This is a genomic window from Hydrogenophaga sp., assembly GCF_031426985.1.
Taxonomy (GTDB): domain Bacteria; phylum Pseudomonadota; class Gammaproteobacteria; order Burkholderiales; family Burkholderiaceae_C; genus Hydrogenophaga.
This window is the reverse complement of the sequence record NZ_JASJOY010000070.1, coordinates 47,169-61,161: the sequence shown is the minus strand read 5'-3', so window position 1 is coordinate 61,161 and position 13,993 is coordinate 47,169. Positions and strand designations below refer to the sequence as shown.

Sequence of the window (13,993 nt, the reverse complement as noted above, 5' to 3'; positions counted from 1 at the left end):
CCACCCGCTGCAGCACCCCACCCCCCGGGGGGCGACGCCCACCGTCTGGCCACACCAGACCGGCGGCGTCCGCCGAACCGGACATGTCATAGGCCGCCGATCGCGCGGCCACAAGGAAGACGAAGATGGATCTGGGCATCAAGGACAGGAAGGCGCTGGTCTGTGGCGCGAGCGCCGGACTCGGTCACGCCTGCGCCGCGGCGCTGGCGGCCGAGGGCGTGCACGTGGTCATCGTGGCGCGCACCGAAGCACCGCTGCTGGCGGCGGCGCAGCGCCTGCGGGCCCTGCCCGGCGCCGGACCGGTGGACAGCGTGGCCGCCGACGTGACCACCGCCGAAGGGCGCGCGCGCATCCTGGCCGCCCACCCGGACTTCGACATCGTCGTGACCAACGCGGGCGGACCGCCGCCGGGCGACTTCCGCCAGTGGGACCAGGCCACCTGGTACCGGGCCATCGACGCCAACATGCTCGCCCCCATCGAACTCATCAAGGCCACAGTGGACGGCATGATGGCGCGCGGCTGGGGCCGCATCGTCAACATCACGTCCAGCGCGGTGAAGTCGCCGGTCGACGGACTGGGCCTGTCCATCGGCGCCCGCAGCGGCCTGACGGGCTTCGTCGCCGGCCTGGCGCGCAGCACCGTGGCCCGGGGCGTGACCATCAACAACCTGCTGCCCGGCACCTTCGACACGGCGCGGCTGGCCGGCAATTTCGCGGCCCAGGCACAACGCGACGGCCACACGGTGGAACAGGTGCGCGCGGCACGCCTGGCCAAACACCCGGCACGCCGCTTCGGCACCCCCGACGAGCTGGGCCGCACCTGCGCGTTCCTGTGCAGCGCACACGCGGGCTACATCAACGCTCAGAACATCCTGCTCGACGGGGGTTCTTTTCCCGGCGTGTTCTGACCTTTCCGGAGATCCACATGACAGCACTCAAGATCGGTATCGCCGGCGGCGGCGTGGGCGGGCTGGCGGCGGCCATCGCCCTCAAGGCGCAAGGCCACGACGTCACGGTGTTCGAGCAGGCCAGGGGCTTCTCGCGCGTGGGCGCCGACATCAACCTCACGCCCAATGTCGTGCGTGCGATCGACGGGCTGGGGGCCGGCGCGGCGATCCGGCGTCTGGGGGCACAGCCCACCTTCCGCATCAGCCGCGACTGGGACACCGGGCAGGAAACCTCGCGCCTGGGCATGGCGGGCGAAGCCGAACGGCGTTACGGCGCACCGCAGGTCACCATCCACCGCGCCGACATCCTGGCCGCACTCGCCGCGCAATTCCCGCTCGAGCAGATCCGCTTCGCCCAACGGATCCAGACGCTGGCACAGAACGACCAGGGCGCGCAGCTGGTCTTTGAAGACGGCCACAGCGAAACCTTCGACGTGGTGGTGGGCGCCGACGGCATCCACTCGCGCGTGCGCACCGCGCTGTTCGGCGAGGAGTCGCCACGCTTCACCGGCGTGGTCTCGTTCCGTTCGGTGGTGCCCACCGAACGCGTGCGGCACGTGCCCGAGATCGAGGCCTTCACCAAGTGGTGGGGCCCGAACCCGCAGAGCCAGATCGTCACCTTCCCGCTCAACCAGGGCCGCGAGACCTTCATCTTCGCCACCACCGGACAGGACAGCTGGACCGAAGAGTCCTGGACCAGCGAAGGCGACGTGAACGAACTGCGCGGCTTCTACCAGGACTTCCACCCCGACGCCCGCGCCCTGCTGGCGGCCTGCGACAGCACGCTCAAGAGCGCACTGTACGAACGCGAGCCGCTGCCGCGGTGGTCGGTGGGCACGGTCACGCTGCTGGGCGACGCCTGCCACCCCATGCTGCCCTTCATGGCACAGGGTGCGGGCATGGCCATCGAAGACGCGGTGGTGCTGGGCCGTTGCCTGGCGGGCGTCGCCACCCGGTCCGCGGCCGTGCAAGCGCTCCAGACCTACGAGAACGCCCGCCGCGAGCGCACCGCGCAGATCCAGATCGGCTCCCGCGGCAACCAGTGGATGAAGACCCAGGGCAACGCCGACTGGGTCTACGGCTACGACGCCTGGCACGTGGACCTGCCCACGGCCTGATGTTCAAGGGCGGCCTGCACCACGCGCCGCTGACGCGGGTGCCCTTCATCTGGCGCGACCCGGCACGGCCTGGCGGCGGGCAGACCGTCGAGGCCCTGACCCAGACCACCGACATCGCGCTCACCGTGCTGGCGCGCGCCTGGCTGGCCAGCGCCGACAACAGCCCCTACCCCACCGCCTCGGCCTGAGACCTGCGGCCCAGGCTCAGGTGTGGCTCAGAGGTCCAGCACCAGCCGCGCGCTCTTGCAGCCCGAGACGCAGACCATCATGGAACTGTTGGTGGCGCGTTCGGCGTCGGTGAGCACCGAGTCGCGGTGGTCGATCTCGCCTTCGAGCACACGCGTCTCGCAGGAGCCGCAGATGCCCTCCTCGCAACTGAAGGGCACGTTGGCCTTGATGTCGATCAGCCGCTGGTGCAGGTTGGTCTCGGGGGTGACCTCGAAGGTCTTTCCGCTGCGACGCAGTTCCACGGTGAAGCGCTGCTTTGCATCGGCCGCGGCCGCCACCTCCACCGCGGTGAAACGTTCGATGTGCGCTTGGGTGTGCCCCAGGGCGGCACAGGTCTTCTCGAAACTGTCGAGCATCACGGCGGGACCGCAGGCGTAGAAATGCTCGGTGGCCGATGGCGCGCGGCGCCCCAGCAGCGCGGTCAGGTCGGGCGGCCCGCCTTGCTCGTCGTCGAAGTGCCAGGTCACCGGGGCGCACAAGGCCTCGATCTCGGCGATGAAGGCGGCGCTGCGGCGCGAGCGCGCGAAGTACAGAAACTCGAAACTGCGGCCCAGTGCCTGCAGCCGCCGGGCCATGCACAGCACCGGCGTGACGCCGATGCCGCCCGCGATCAGCACCGAGTGGCTGGCGTCCTCGTGCAGCGGGAAGTTGTTGCGCGGCGCACCGATGGTCAGGCGCATCCCGACGCGCAGCTGCTCGTGCACACAGCGCGAGCCGCCGCGGCTGGCGCGGTCCTTGAGCACCCCCACCACGTAGCGGTGGCGCTCGCGGCTGTCGTTGAACAGCGAGTAGCTGCGCACCAGCCCGTTGGGCAGGTGCAGGTCAATGTGCGAACCCGCCTCGAAGGCCGGGAACGCGGTGCCCTCCACCGGGCGGAGATCGACGCTGATGACGTCGTCGGCCTCGAAACGCAGTGTGTGGACCCAGGCCTGCAAGGGGGTGGCGTTGCTCATCGTGTGCTCTGTGGTGGACGGTATCAGCGCAGGGGTTGCTCCAGCTGTCGGGCGGCCAGGCTGCGCAGGTGGCGGCGCAGGCGCACGATGCCCATGTCGTGCTGGTACAGGTGCTCGCGCTGGTTGGCGTCGGGTTCCATGTTCTCCACCGCCACGCGGTCCTGTTCCAGCACGTTCCAGTGGCGCTGCTCCAGCCGGTTCTTGTACAGGAAGCGCCAGGTGTCGCGCTGCCAGCCGTCGACCTTGCGGCAGCGCCAGTGGAAGACGCCGGCCGCACGGGGGTTGATGGGCGTGTAGCTGCCGATGATGGTGAAGTTGCCGCCGGGGCCGCCGGTCTTGGGGTAGGGGATCTCCAGCCGCATCACGTGGATGCCCAGGTCCAGCCATTCGGTCCAGTCGAAGTTGACGCCGCGCTGGCCCTTCTTCTCGAAGATGAAGCCGTTCTCGACCTCGCGGATCTGGAACTCGGCGGTGTTCTCGCCTTCGCTCATGGTGTGCGACTGCTTGTGCAGGTACACGCCGTGCATCGGGTCCATCACGTTGTCCACCACGTAGCGGTAGTCGCCGCCCCATTCGGTGTAGCAGAGGAAGGAGCTCCACTCGGGCGAGGTCAGCTGCTCGGGCAGGCGCAGCGGCGGGGCTTCGTCCAGCGCCGGGTGGCTGGCGTTGTAGAGAAAGATGGCGCCGTTGCTCTCGGCGGTGTGGAAGGTCCGCGTCGGGCGCGAGCCTTCGAGCTTGCAGCCCGGGCTGCCCGGCACGCGGGTGACGGTGCCGTCGCAGCGCACCTCCACGCCGTGGTAGGGGCAGGCGATGCGGTCGCCCAGGATCACGCCCAGCGACAGCGGCGCGCCGCGGTGCGGGCAGTGGTCTTCCAGCGCGTGGACCTTGCCGGCCTGGTCGCGCCAGAGCGCGATCTTGTAGCCCAGGCGGCGCAGCGAGACCGGGCTTTCCTTCACGAAGCTGGACGGGCAGACCGGGTACCAGAGGTCTTTGAGGCCCTCTTCCAGGACGGCATCTGCGGGATCGAGCTGGACGTTGACAACGGCGGTGTTCATCGGTGTTCTCCTGTCGCGGTGATCGGGTGGGGGGGCGCCTCAGGCGCCCAGGCGGGCCATTTCCTGGCAGTAGCTCTGCTCGGTCCAGGGCTGGCCATTGGGGCCGGCCGGGCCGGCGGTGTTCAGGTAGGCCACCAGGCCGGCCAGGTCGTGGATGCCCTGCGCAAACGCCCGTTCGATCGAATCGCCGAGCAGGCTTTCGTAGGCCGTGGGCGGCGCGGTACGGGACTGGTGGGTTTCGTTGTAGAGCTCCGGGGTGCGCATGGTGTGTCTCCGTCAGACGGTGAAAAAGCAAAGAGCGGCCGGTCAGGCCTTGGGTTTGTCGGTCATGAAGCGCCCGCTGGGCGCTTCGGCGTTGAGCTGGCGGCGCGTGTGGCCATCGATGCCGCCCTTGATGGCCCATTCGGCGAACACCGTGGGGCCGGGGGTGAAGTCGCGCGGCTGCCAGTCGCCTGTCAGCTCGTCTTCGTCCGTGTAGTACTCCACCAGCGCGCCCGCCGGGCTCTCGAAGTACCAGAACAGGGCCGACGAGACCGGGTGCCGGCCCGGGCCAAGTTCGGTCTTCCAGCCCTGGCGGGACATGTGCATGCCCCCGCCGATGACCTCGTGCAGATCGCGCACGGTGAAGGCGACGTGGTTCAGACCCTTGCGCGGCACCGGTGGTTGCAGCAGGAACAGGTCGTGGTGGCCCCCTTCGGGTGCGCAGCGCATGAAGGCGCCGCGGCCGGGGTAGCGGTCCGACACCACGAAACCCAGGCACTGTTCGTAGAACGCGGTGGTGGCCGCCAGATCGGCCACGAAGAACACCACATGGCCCACTTCGACCGGCGTGGCACGGTCGTAGGCCGGCGCGGGCTGGTTGATGCGCTTGCGTTCGGTCCAGGTGTTGCTCACCGCCGCGGCCAGCTCAACCGGGCGCTTGCGGGTGACCTGCACCCGCACCGCCAGCCCGTTGGGGTCGGTGCAGCCGATGCGCGCGCCGTCGTCCACAAAACCGGGCTGGCCGCGCAGGCGCGTGCGCAGGACGTCGAGCGCCGCCGCATCGGCCACGCACCAGACCACTTCGCGCAAGGTCGGGTCGGGCTCGACCCCGGCAGGCAAGCCGGGCTTGTCGCTGTGCGCCACCACCACCTGACAGCCGTTGAGCGATTCGAAGACCAGTTGCTGCGGGTCCTCGTCCACCAGGGTCAGGCCCCAGTCGGCAAAGAAGCGGCGGCAGGTGGGCAGGTCCTGTGCGCCGAAGGTGATCTGGTCAATGCCTAGGATGTTCATGGATACGGATTCCGATGGAGGCGGCCGGGTCCCGCTCAGCGCTTGACCTGGGCCAGCGGGTGGTCGGGCGGGTAGGTGGGTGTGACGGGCTTGGGGTTGCCCACGATCACACACATCAGGGCCTCTTCGTCGCCGATGTTGATCACGCCGCGGTAGACGCCCACCGGCCAGGAGATCAGGTCCCGTTCGCCGGCTTCCATTGCCCAGGTCTCGCCGTTGAGTTCGGCGATCAGTTTGACCCGTCCACGCAGCACGAAGAACACTTCCTCGACATCGGTGTGGATATGCAGCGGGCCCTCAGCCCCGGCCGGCAGGATCATGGTCGAGAAGGTGAAGTGCTCGGCGGGCACCGTGTTCTCGTCGCTGGTGACGCCGGTGGCCCCGGTCCCGACGTAACGCATCTGCGCGCGCCGGTACCGGGGGTCCAGGTCGGCCTGGAACTTCAGGGCGTCCCAGTCGTAACGCCGCGTGGCACGGGTCGCCACGCGGGAACACATCCAGTCGGCCAGGTTCATGCCGACGGGGGGTTGGTATCGGGCAGAAGGGATGGGCTCGGTAGGCATCGTCACGCGACCTTCATGTTTCGTATGTGAACTGATGTTTCGTTTGGGAAACAGCTGAATCGTAGAGGCAGGACATGCGCACGTCAAGCGTCCATCAAATCCCGAGTGATTCACTGAACTGTTGAGGCCCACCCCATCGCATCCGACACCGGATGGGCTGGACGCACGGCCTGGCCCGCGGCATGGGGACGCCCGATGCCAGGACGCCGCGCAGAACGACAGGTCCCGCAGCCGCGGCCGCAGCGGCGGGGGTGCCGTCCATCAGGCTTTGAACACCCCGGGCATCGGCACCGCACCGGAACGCAACGCCGGCCGCGGCAGGTAGGCCCGCAAGGCGATCTGAAACCGCGCCCGGGGCGCGGGCAGCCAGTTGGCCCGGGCGTCCGGATCCGCCGGCGCCGTGTGCCGGACGCTGATCACCAGCGACCCGTCCGGCCGGTACCGCAGCCCCCGGGTGCGGCTGCCGATCGAGTAGCGATCGATCTCGTTGTCGTACAGGAAGCGCTGGCCATCGGCCTGGGGCGCATACAGCGTGAACGACCAGAACCAATCGACGGCAATGCCGGCCGCGGGGATGCGCAGTTCGTAGTTGTGCTGCCCATCCAGCACCTCGCCCTCGGCGTCGTCGTACTTCACGAAGTACATCGCCTCCTCGGGCGCCAGGGCGCCCAGCCCCCCGAGCGCGACCGAGGCACGCAAACCGTGGTGGCTTCCGAAGTTGCCGATGTGCTGGTCGGATGCGATCCAGCCCTGGATGTTGCGCCGGTCCTGGGTGCCGAAGCGGCGCACCCGGTCCAACGCGGCGTCCACGTTCGCCTGCCAGGACCGCTGTGTGGCGCCGTCCAGGCGCGCCCAGACATCGCTTTCGCCAGGGCGCAGGCCCAGCGGCCACCAGGCCGCCAGCAAAGGCCCGTCTTCGGGCGGGACGGGGTTGCGCCCCAGCGCCTCGTTGACCACGGCCAGAAAGTTGGCGGGATCGGTCGCCCGAACCGGCACCGACCGGTGCACGCAGGGGGAGTCACCCGGCCCATGCACCGCCAGCCGGTCCTGCATGGCATGGGCCAGCGGCAGATCGTGCGGCCCCTCGACCAGGAAGCGGGCAAACAGCCAGGCGTCGTCCCCCGGCGCCACCACGGTGCGCCCCGGCAGGGCCAGACCCCGGTGGGACGGCCCGACGATGAACACATCCACCGGGCCGGTCCCGTCCAGACGCTGCCCCAGCAGGCCGAAGTGGTTGGTGAACGCGTCCATCAAGGCAACGGACCAGTACCGGCCCGCGGGCTGCTCGCCCATCGAGATGCGGACCGGCCCCTGGCTGAGGTCCAGCCAGGCGTTGGCGTACAGCGTGTCGTTGTTGGGCGCCGTGATCCAGCGCGAACGCGCATCGCTGAGCTGGCGGATGTGCTGCAGCGTGTTGGGCGCGTGCCGCTGCGGGTTGCCCGTGTCGCCGACGGCACGCCAGCGTGTGCGGGCCAGTGCGAACAGCGGGTAGGCGTATTCGAAGGCCGACGCCACCGCGCCGGCCGTCACCCCCATGGACTCAGGCCTCCACCGCGACCCGGGCGGGCACAAAGCTCAGGTCGTTCCAGCCGCGCTGCATGACCTGGGTGCAGTGCTCGCGGTATTTCGGGAATCCGCCGGTGTAGAGCGTCAGGCCCTGGGCCTTGCCCGCCACGTTGGCCCCCACGTACCAGGTCTTGGCCTTGGACAGCAGCGAGCGCTGCGCCATCGTGCGCACGAGTTCCATCCAGGCGTCTTCGGCCGCCTGGGTGGGCTCCACGCTGGCCAGGGCGTTCTGGTCCATGTGGGTCATCACCGCGGCGATCCAGTCGACATCGTTCTCGCTGATGCGCACGATGTTGGCCAGCGCCGCCGGGCCGGTGGGGCCGGTGGTCATGAAGAGGTTGGGGAAGCCTTCGAGCATCAGCCCCAAGTAGGAGTGCGCACCGTCTTTCCACTTCTGGTTGACGGTTTCCCCGCGCTTGCCCACCACATCAAAGGCGGTGAGCGCGCCGGTGAGGCCGTCGTAGCCGGTGGCCAGGATCAGCATGTCCAGCTCGATCTCGCGCGTGGCGCCACCTGAACCGACTCTCACGCCGCGCTCGGTGATCTCGACGATGGGCTCCTGGGTCAGGTCGACCAGGTGCACATGCGGCAGGTTGTAGGTCTCGTAGTAGCTCGAATCCAGGCAGGGCCGGCGCGCGAACACCGGGTAGCCGCGCGGCTTGAGAGCCTCGGCGGTGGCGGGGTTCTTCACCACCTCGCCGATCTTGCCGCGGATGAACTCGGCCACCTGTTCGTTGGCCTCTTCGTTGAACAGCAGGTCCGAGAAGGTGCCCAGCATGGCCAGACCGCCGCGCTGCCAGGCGTCTTCCAGCAGGCTCTGGCGTTCTTCGGGCCGCACACTGAAGAAGGCGCGCGTGCTGGCCGGGCGCAGGCCACCGGCCGGGCTGTTGCGCGCGGCCTCGCGCAGGCCGGGGTAGTGGCGCTTGACCTCGGCCGTGTACTCGGGCGTGAGCGGGAAATTGCGCATGGGCATGGTGAAGCTCGGCGTGCGCTGCAGCACGAACAGTTCGCCCGCCTGCGGCCCGACCTCCTGCACGATCTGGATGCCGGTGGAGCCCGTGCCCAGCACCGCCACCCGTTTGCCGGCGTAGCTCACCGGCTGGTGCGGCCATTTGGCCGCGCGGTACAGCTCGCCCTTGAACTTGTCCAGCCCCGGGATGTCGGGGTCGCGCGGCACCGACAACGGCCCTGTGGCCATCACGCAGTAGCGGGCCTCATACACCTCGCCCGACTGGGTGGTGACCACCCAGCGCGCACGGTCTTCGTCCCACTCGGCGCGCTGCACCCGGGTGTTGAAGCGGTAGTGCTTGCGCAGATCCAGCCGCGTGGCGACGAAGTCGAAATAGCGCATCAGCTCCGGCTGCGCGGCGAAGTACTCCGACCAGGTCCATTCCTGCTCGACCTCGCGGGAGAAGCCGAAGCTGTAGTCGATGCTGGGCAGGTCCACACGGGCACCCGGGTAGCGGTTCCAGTACCAGACGCCCCCCACATCGCCGCCAGCCTCAAAGCACTGGATCGACAGTCCCATCTCGCGGAACTTGTAGGTGGCATAGAGGCCGCCGAATCCGGCCCCGACGACGATCACGTCGAGCAAGGGTCGTTCGGCAGCGGCGGTGCGGGCAGGGGTCATGGTGGTCTCCTCTCGGGTGTGTGTCGTGTTCAGGCCCCGGGCGGCCTGGCAGGCGGTCCGGCGCGGTTGATCAGGCCCATCAGGACGATGTCCAGGTACTGGTCGATCACCTCGTTGGCGCGCAGGTCGCCCCCGGGGCGGTGCCAGCGGGCCATCTGGTTGAGGCCGGACAGCAGCAGGCGTCCAGCGATGGCGGGGTCCACCGGGCGCAGTTCGCCGCTGGTGATGCCGTCGGTGATGCATTGGCGCAGCAGGTGCTCGTAGTCGTCGCGGTGCTGCAGCGCGAGCCCCCGCCGACCGGTCGCACCCGCCTGCCAGAACGCGTTGGAACCCGCCACCCACTGGTCGCGCCGCTGCTCCATCGATTCGGCCGACGCCCGCAAGAACGCCCGGACCTTCTCGGTGGGTGTGTGGGCCCGCCCCACCGCCGCCTGCACCTCGGCCAGCAAGGACGCCATCGACTCGATGACCACGCGCTCGTACAGCGTGTCCTTGTTGGGGAAGTAGTAGTACAGCGCGGCCTTGGTGATCTGGGCCGCCTCGGCGATGTCGCGCAGCGAGGTCGCGTCATAGCCTTTGCGTGCAAAAAGCTGGCGGGCAATGGACAGGAGCTGGGCTTCCCGGCCATCGGACAAGTCGTGGGTGGTGGTTTCGGTCGTCATGGCGAGATCTTCGCGCAGACTTCAGCGGCCCTTGTAGACCGGCTTGCGCTTTTCCAGGAAGGCCATCTGCGCCTCGCGGGCGTCTTCGGTCTTGGACAGGGCCACGGTGTTGCTCTGCTCGTAGCGGTAGGCGTCACGCAGCGGCATCACCTCGGTCATGCGGGCGGCTTCCTTGGCCAGGCGAACGGCCACCGGCGACTTGCTGGCGATCTCGTGGGCGATGCCCATGGCGTAGGGCATCAGCTCGTCGGGCGGGAGGCAGGCCTCGATCAGGCCGAGGCGGTACATCTCCTGCGCGCTGACCTGCATGCCGGTGAAGAACATGCGGCGCGCCCGCGACTGGCCAAAGATGCGCTGCAGGAAGGACACGCCCCCGGCAAGGCCGACGTTGATCTCGGGCATGGAGAAGTAGGCGTTCTCGCTGGCCACCCAGATGTCCGACGCCATGACCAGCCCGAAGCCCGCGCCCAGCGCCGCCCCGTTGACGGCGGCGATGATGGGCTTGCTGCATTCCGAGATGGCGTTGTGCGTCTCGCGCACGCGCCGGTTGTGGCGGCCGTAGGCGCCGGGGGTGGTGCCCAGGTTGGGGCGCTCGCGGATGTCGGCGCCGGCGGAAAAGACCTTGCCGTTGCCCGTCAGCACCACGGCCATCACATCGTCCCGGTCGCTCAGTTCGTCGAACAGAGCGGTGAGTTCGTCGCGCATCTCGGCGTTCTGCGCGTTGACGGGGGGCCGGTTGAGGGTCACGACCGCCACACGGTCGGCCACGTCCACGATCAGGGTGTTCCAGTTGCTCATAAATCCTCGCGTTCAGGGGGTGGGAGATGGGGAAAGGGGGCTGCGCCGTTCGATCACGGCGTCCAGGCAGGCGCAGCCGTGTTCGCGCACCACCAGGGGATTGATGTCCACCGCTGCCAGCTCGTGGGCATGGGCCGCGGCGAACTCGGACAGCTTCACCAGTGCCTGCACCAAGGCCGCGCGGTCGGCCGCGGGCGCCCCGCGCCAGCCCGCCAGCAGCTGCCGGGCACGGGTGCGGTCGATCAGGGCGTTGGCGCGGGCAGGCGTGAGCGGCGCGGAGGCGAAGGCGACGTCGCGGAACAGCTCGGTGGCGATGCCCCCCAGGCCGAACATCAGCATCGGCCCGAAGGTGGGATCGTTCACCACGCCGGCAATGGTCTCGACGCCGCCGCGCAGCATGGGCGCGATCAGCACGCCGTCCACGCGGGCGTCGGGGCGGTGCAACGCGGCCCGGCGCAGCAGTTCGTCGAAAGCCTGGCCCACGGCGTCGGCGTCCGCCAGATGGAGCATGACGCCGCCGATCTCGGTCTTGTGGGTGATGTCGGCGGAGAGGATTTTGGCGACCACCGGATAGCCGATGGCGTCGGCCGCCTGCACCGCCGCCGCGCGGTTGGCGCAGGCGTGTTCGGCGGGCACCGGCAGCCCGGCCGCGGCCAGGCAGGCCTTGGCCTGCGCCTCGGTGGCCACCGCCGGCAGGGGCGTGGCCGCGGGCACGGGCGGCGCCACGCGGTGCAGCGCCGCGCGCCGCTGGCGCATCGACCAGGCCGCACCCAGCGCGCGCACCGCCCGGCTGGCATCGGCGAACACCACCACGCCGGCCGCCGCCAGGCGCTGCTGCACCTCGGGTGTGGCCAGCATGACCACCATCAGCTGCTGCTGCGGGTGCTGCGCAGCCAGGGCGGCGAGTGCAGCCTCCGTGCCGGCAAAACGCTGAGGCGACAGACCGGCGTGCGCCAGGTAGGCGATCACGGTGTCACAGCCCCCTTCGGCCAGCATGGCGCCCACGGTGCGCTCGATGCCCTGCGGCACCGAGGTGACCTGGGCCGTGGTGTCGAAAGGGTTGGCCGGCACCGCAAACGGCAGCACGGCCTGCAGGGCACGCAAGGCCTTCTCGGGCAGCGGCGGCAAGCTGAGGTCCAGCGGCTCGGCCTCGTCGGCGATCAGCACGCCGATGCCGCCCGAGCCGGTGACCACGCCGATGCGCGGGCCCGTCGGCAACTGGGCGGCGGCATCGCAGTACTGGGCGATGTCGAGCATTTCGTCGATGCTGGAGGCGCGCACCGCGCCGCATTCTTCCAGGACGGCGTCGAACACCGCATCGTTGCCGGCCAGACCGCCGGTGTGGGTGGCGGCCGCGGCCGCGCCCAGGGCCGAGCGGCCGATCTTCATGGCCACCACGGGCTTGCCGGCATCGGCCGCCGCCAGCAAGGCCGCGCGCAACGCGACGCCGTCCCGGCAGGCCTCCAGCGCGGTGCAGATCACACGGGTCCCGGGGTCCTGCGCCAGGTAGGCGATGCACTCGGCCACGTCCACGTCGGCCTCGTTGCCGGTCGCCACGGCCACCGACAGGCCCAGGCCGCGCAAGGCCGCGGCGCCGTAGGTGGCGCTGCCGAACGCGCCGCTCTGGGTGGCCAGGCCGATGCGGCCGGCACCCGGTTTGAGGCCGTTGAGCAGGGTGGAGAAGGTGGCGAACAGGCCGATGGCGGGGTTGATCAGGCCCAGCGCATTGGGGCCGATCAGCCGCATGCCCGCGCCGCGCGCGATCTCGACCAGGCGCCCCTGCAGCGCAGCGCCCTCGGGCCCTGCCTCGGCAAAACCGGCGGTGAACACCTGCACCGCCTTGACACCCTGGCGCGCGCAGTCGGCCACGGCCTGCTCCACCGCGGCCAGGGGCACCGCGACGATGGCATGGTCGATCGGCTCGGTGATGTCGGTGACGGTCTTGTACGCCCGCCGGCCCTGCAGCTCGGCATGACCGGCGGTGTTGACCGGGTAGAGGGCGCCGGCGAAACCCGCCTCGATGAGGAACCGCAGCGGCCGGCCGCCGATGCGCTCAGGGTCGGACGAGGCGCCGATGATGGCGACCGATCGCGGATGGAAGAAGGGGTGCAGCGGATGCATGGTCGGAAGGATCTCAGAGGCGCGCCGCGGTGGGTTCGGTGGCGAGGCGCGCCAGCTGGGTGAGCCGGTCGCCTTGCGCGAACCCGGCACACAGCAGGCGCCGCGCCAGGCGTCCGGCGGGCAGTTCGGCGGTCAGGCCCATGCCGCCGTGCAGCTGGATCGAGGCCTCGGCCCCGCGACGCGCCAGTTCGTTGAGGTACAGCTTGCACAGCGCCACGTCGCGCGCGGCGAGCCGGCCGGTGACCACGGTGTCGGCCACCAGGCGCGCCAGCAGCACGCTGGCGCTTTCGTAGTCCACGTACATTTCCACCACCTTGTGCCGCAGCACCTGGAAGGTGGCCAGCGCCACACCGAACTGCACCCGCGTGCTGAGGTAGGCGATGCACTGCTCGATCGTGGCGCCCAGCGTGGCCGCCATGTCCAGCGTGGTGGCGAAGATGGCCAGGTCCTGCGCGATGGCGGCAGCGCTGCTCGCGGCCTCACCCCGCTGCAGCACCGCGGAGGCCGGCAACAGCAGACCGGACAGCACGCGGTCGGCGATCTGCGCCCCGTCGATGCCGACGAAGCGCGCCGTCGGCGCCGGCAGCGCGTCCTGCGGCACCAGCAGCAGCAACGCGCCAGCGCTCACCAGCACATGGGTGAAGGGCAGTGCGGCGTCCACCCCTTCCAGCACGCCGTCCAGGCGCACACCGCCATCGGCCAGCGCGGTGACAGTGAGCGCCGGCGCATCGACCACGTCCAGGTCGACCTGCCCGGCGCACAGCGCGCGCAGCGTGTCGTCTGCGCCGGCGCTGCCTGCGGCCATCAGCAGCGCCGGCGCCTGGGCGCAGCGGCGCACCAGCGGCAGGCCCACCGGATGACGGGCGCAGCCCTCGATCACCGCGCCGAGGTCGGCCAGCGTGCCGCCGGCGCCACCGCGCGCCTCGTCGACGAGCAGCGCCGGCCAGCCCATGGCCACCGCCTGCTGCCAGGCGTTGGCGCGGTCGCCGGCCGCGAGCGTGTCGGCGGCAAAACGGGTGGCGGCCTCGAAGAGGTCGCCGGGAAACATCGTGTCTGCGCTGAACTGCATGTCGGGCTCCT

14 protein-coding genes are annotated in these 13,993 nt (G+C 70.1%); 3 read left to right on the top strand and 11 right to left on the bottom strand.

Annotated elements, in window-relative coordinates:
• Positions 1-125: 125 nt before the first annotated feature.
• Genes RMP09_RS09680 through RMP09_RS09670 form a run of 3 tightly spaced genes read left to right on the top strand, consistent with a single transcriptional unit; the run spans position 126 to position 2,253 of the window.
• The gene (locus tag RMP09_RS09680; protein ID WP_310565772.1) at positions 126-908 is read left to right on the top strand and encodes an SDR family oxidoreductase; all 783 of its coding nucleotides are present in this window, start codon (positions 126-128) and stop codon (positions 906-908) included.
• Positions 909-925: 17 nt separating this feature from the next.
• Complete coding sequence (locus tag RMP09_RS09675) at positions 926-2,065, top strand: FAD-dependent monooxygenase (protein WP_310565771.1); 1,140 nt, start codon at positions 926-928, stop codon at positions 2,063-2,065.
• Complete coding sequence (locus RMP09_RS09670; RefSeq protein WP_310565770.1) at positions 2,065-2,253, top strand: hypothetical protein; 189 nt, start codon at positions 2,065-2,067, stop codon at positions 2,251-2,253. The genes RMP09_RS09675 and RMP09_RS09670 overlap by 1 nt, the downstream gene beginning before the upstream one ends.
• 27 nt (positions 2,254-2,280) lie before the next feature.
• Here the strand turns inward: RMP09_RS09670 and RMP09_RS09665 are convergent, their stop codons facing one another.
• The 11 genes from RMP09_RS09665 to RMP09_RS09615 form a co-directional block, all read right to left on the bottom strand.
• On the bottom strand, positions 2,281-3,246 hold the full coding sequence (locus RMP09_RS09665; RefSeq protein WP_310565769.1) for a PDR/VanB family oxidoreductase: 966 nt from the start codon (positions 3,244-3,246) through the stop codon (positions 2,281-2,283).
• Positions 3,247-3,269: 23 nt separating this feature from the next.
• On the bottom strand, positions 3,270-4,301 hold the full coding sequence (locus RMP09_RS09660; RefSeq protein WP_310565768.1) for an aromatic ring-hydroxylating dioxygenase subunit alpha: 1,032 nt from the start codon (positions 4,299-4,301) through the stop codon (positions 3,270-3,272).
• Between the two features lie 39 nt (positions 4,302-4,340).
• Positions 4,341-4,565, bottom strand: a complete 225-nt coding sequence (locus RMP09_RS09655) for a recombinase-like helix-turn-helix domain-containing protein (protein WP_310565767.1) — start codon at positions 4,563-4,565, stop codon at positions 4,341-4,343.
• A 42-nt stretch (positions 4,566-4,607) separates the two neighbouring features.
• Entirely contained in the window at positions 4,608-5,573 is a 966-nt protein-coding gene (locus RMP09_RS09650; RefSeq protein WP_310565766.1) for a VOC family protein, read from the bottom strand.
• Positions 5,574-5,608: 35 nt separating this feature from the next.
• Positions 5,609-6,136: a cupin domain-containing protein gene (locus tag RMP09_RS09645; RefSeq protein WP_310565791.1), complete on the bottom strand. Its 528-nt coding sequence runs from the start codon at positions 6,134-6,136 to the stop codon at positions 5,609-5,611.
• A 261-nt stretch (positions 6,137-6,397) separates the two neighbouring features.
• Positions 6,398-7,672: a DUF1254 domain-containing protein gene (locus RMP09_RS09640; protein ID WP_310565765.1), complete on the bottom strand. Its 1,275-nt coding sequence runs from the start codon at positions 7,670-7,672 to the stop codon at positions 6,398-6,400.
• 4 nt (positions 7,673-7,676) lie between these two features.
• Complete coding sequence (locus tag RMP09_RS09635) at positions 7,677-9,332, bottom strand: NAD(P)/FAD-dependent oxidoreductase (protein WP_310565764.1); 1,656 nt, start codon at positions 9,330-9,332, stop codon at positions 7,677-7,679.
• Between the two features lie 29 nt (positions 9,333-9,361).
• Complete coding sequence (locus RMP09_RS09630) at positions 9,362-9,994, bottom strand: TetR/AcrR family transcriptional regulator (protein ID WP_310565763.1); 633 nt, start codon at positions 9,992-9,994, stop codon at positions 9,362-9,364.
• Between the two features lie 21 nt (positions 9,995-10,015).
• Complete coding sequence (locus tag RMP09_RS09625; protein ID WP_310565762.1) at positions 10,016-10,792, bottom strand: enoyl-CoA hydratase/isomerase family protein; 777 nt, start codon at positions 10,790-10,792, stop codon at positions 10,016-10,018.
• A gap of 12 nt (positions 10,793-10,804) precedes the next feature.
• Positions 10,805-12,913 (bottom strand): acetate--CoA ligase family protein, encoded by a 2,109-nt coding sequence (locus tag RMP09_RS09620; RefSeq protein ID WP_310565761.1) that lies wholly within the window; start codon positions 12,911-12,913, stop codon positions 10,805-10,807.
• A gap of 13 nt (positions 12,914-12,926) precedes the next feature.
• Positions 12,927-13,982 (bottom strand): acyl-CoA dehydrogenase family protein, encoded by a 1,056-nt coding sequence (locus RMP09_RS09615; RefSeq protein WP_310565760.1) that lies wholly within the window; start codon positions 13,980-13,982, stop codon positions 12,927-12,929.
• Between the last annotated feature and the right edge of the window lie 11 nt (positions 13,983-13,993).

Bases quoted from the DNA above. Each gene is read 5' to 3' on its own strand.
- RMP09_RS09655 (WP_310565767.1), bottom strand. From the start codon at position 4,565: ATGCGCACCCCGGAGCTCTACAACGAAACCCACCAGTCCCGTACCGCG.
- RMP09_RS09660 (WP_310565768.1), bottom strand. From the start codon at position 4,301: ATGAACACCGCCGTTGTCAACGTCCAGCTCGATCCCGCAGATGCCGTC.
- RMP09_RS09635 (WP_310565764.1), bottom strand. From the start codon at position 9,332: ATGACCCCTGCCCGCACCGCCGCTGCCGAACGACCCTTGCTCGACGTG.
- RMP09_RS09665 (WP_310565769.1), bottom strand. From the start codon at position 3,246: ATGAGCAACGCCACCCCCTTGCAGGCCTGGGTCCACACACTGCGTTTC.
- RMP09_RS09630 (WP_310565763.1), bottom strand. From the start codon at position 9,994: ATGACGACCGAAACCACCACCCACGACTTGTCCGATGGCCGGGAAGCC.
- RMP09_RS09620 (WP_310565761.1), bottom strand. From the start codon at position 12,913: ATGCATCCGCTGCACCCCTTCTTCCATCCGCGATCGGTCGCCATCATC.
- RMP09_RS09670 (WP_310565770.1), top strand. From the start codon at position 2,065: ATGTTCAAGGGCGGCCTGCACCACGCGCCGCTGACGCGGGTGCCCTTC.
- RMP09_RS09650 (WP_310565766.1), bottom strand. From the start codon at position 5,573: ATGAACATCCTAGGCATTGACCAGATCACCTTCGGCGCACAGGACCTG.
- RMP09_RS09675 (WP_310565771.1), top strand. From the start codon at position 926: ATGACAGCACTCAAGATCGGTATCGCCGGCGGCGGCGTGGGCGGGCTG.
- RMP09_RS09615 (WP_310565760.1), bottom strand. From the start codon at position 13,982: ATGCAGTTCAGCGCAGACACGATGTTTCCCGGCGACCTCTTCGAGGCC.
- RMP09_RS09625 (WP_310565762.1), bottom strand. From the start codon at position 10,792: ATGAGCAACTGGAACACCCTGATCGTGGACGTGGCCGACCGTGTGGCG.
- RMP09_RS09640 (WP_310565765.1), bottom strand. From the start codon at position 7,672: ATGGGGGTGACGGCCGGCGCGGTGGCGTCGGCCTTCGAATACGCCTAC.
- RMP09_RS09680 (WP_310565772.1), top strand. From the start codon at position 126: ATGGATCTGGGCATCAAGGACAGGAAGGCGCTGGTCTGTGGCGCGAGC.
- RMP09_RS09645 (WP_310565791.1), bottom strand. From the start codon at position 6,136: ATGCCTACCGAGCCCATCCCTTCTGCCCGATACCAACCCCCCGTCGGC.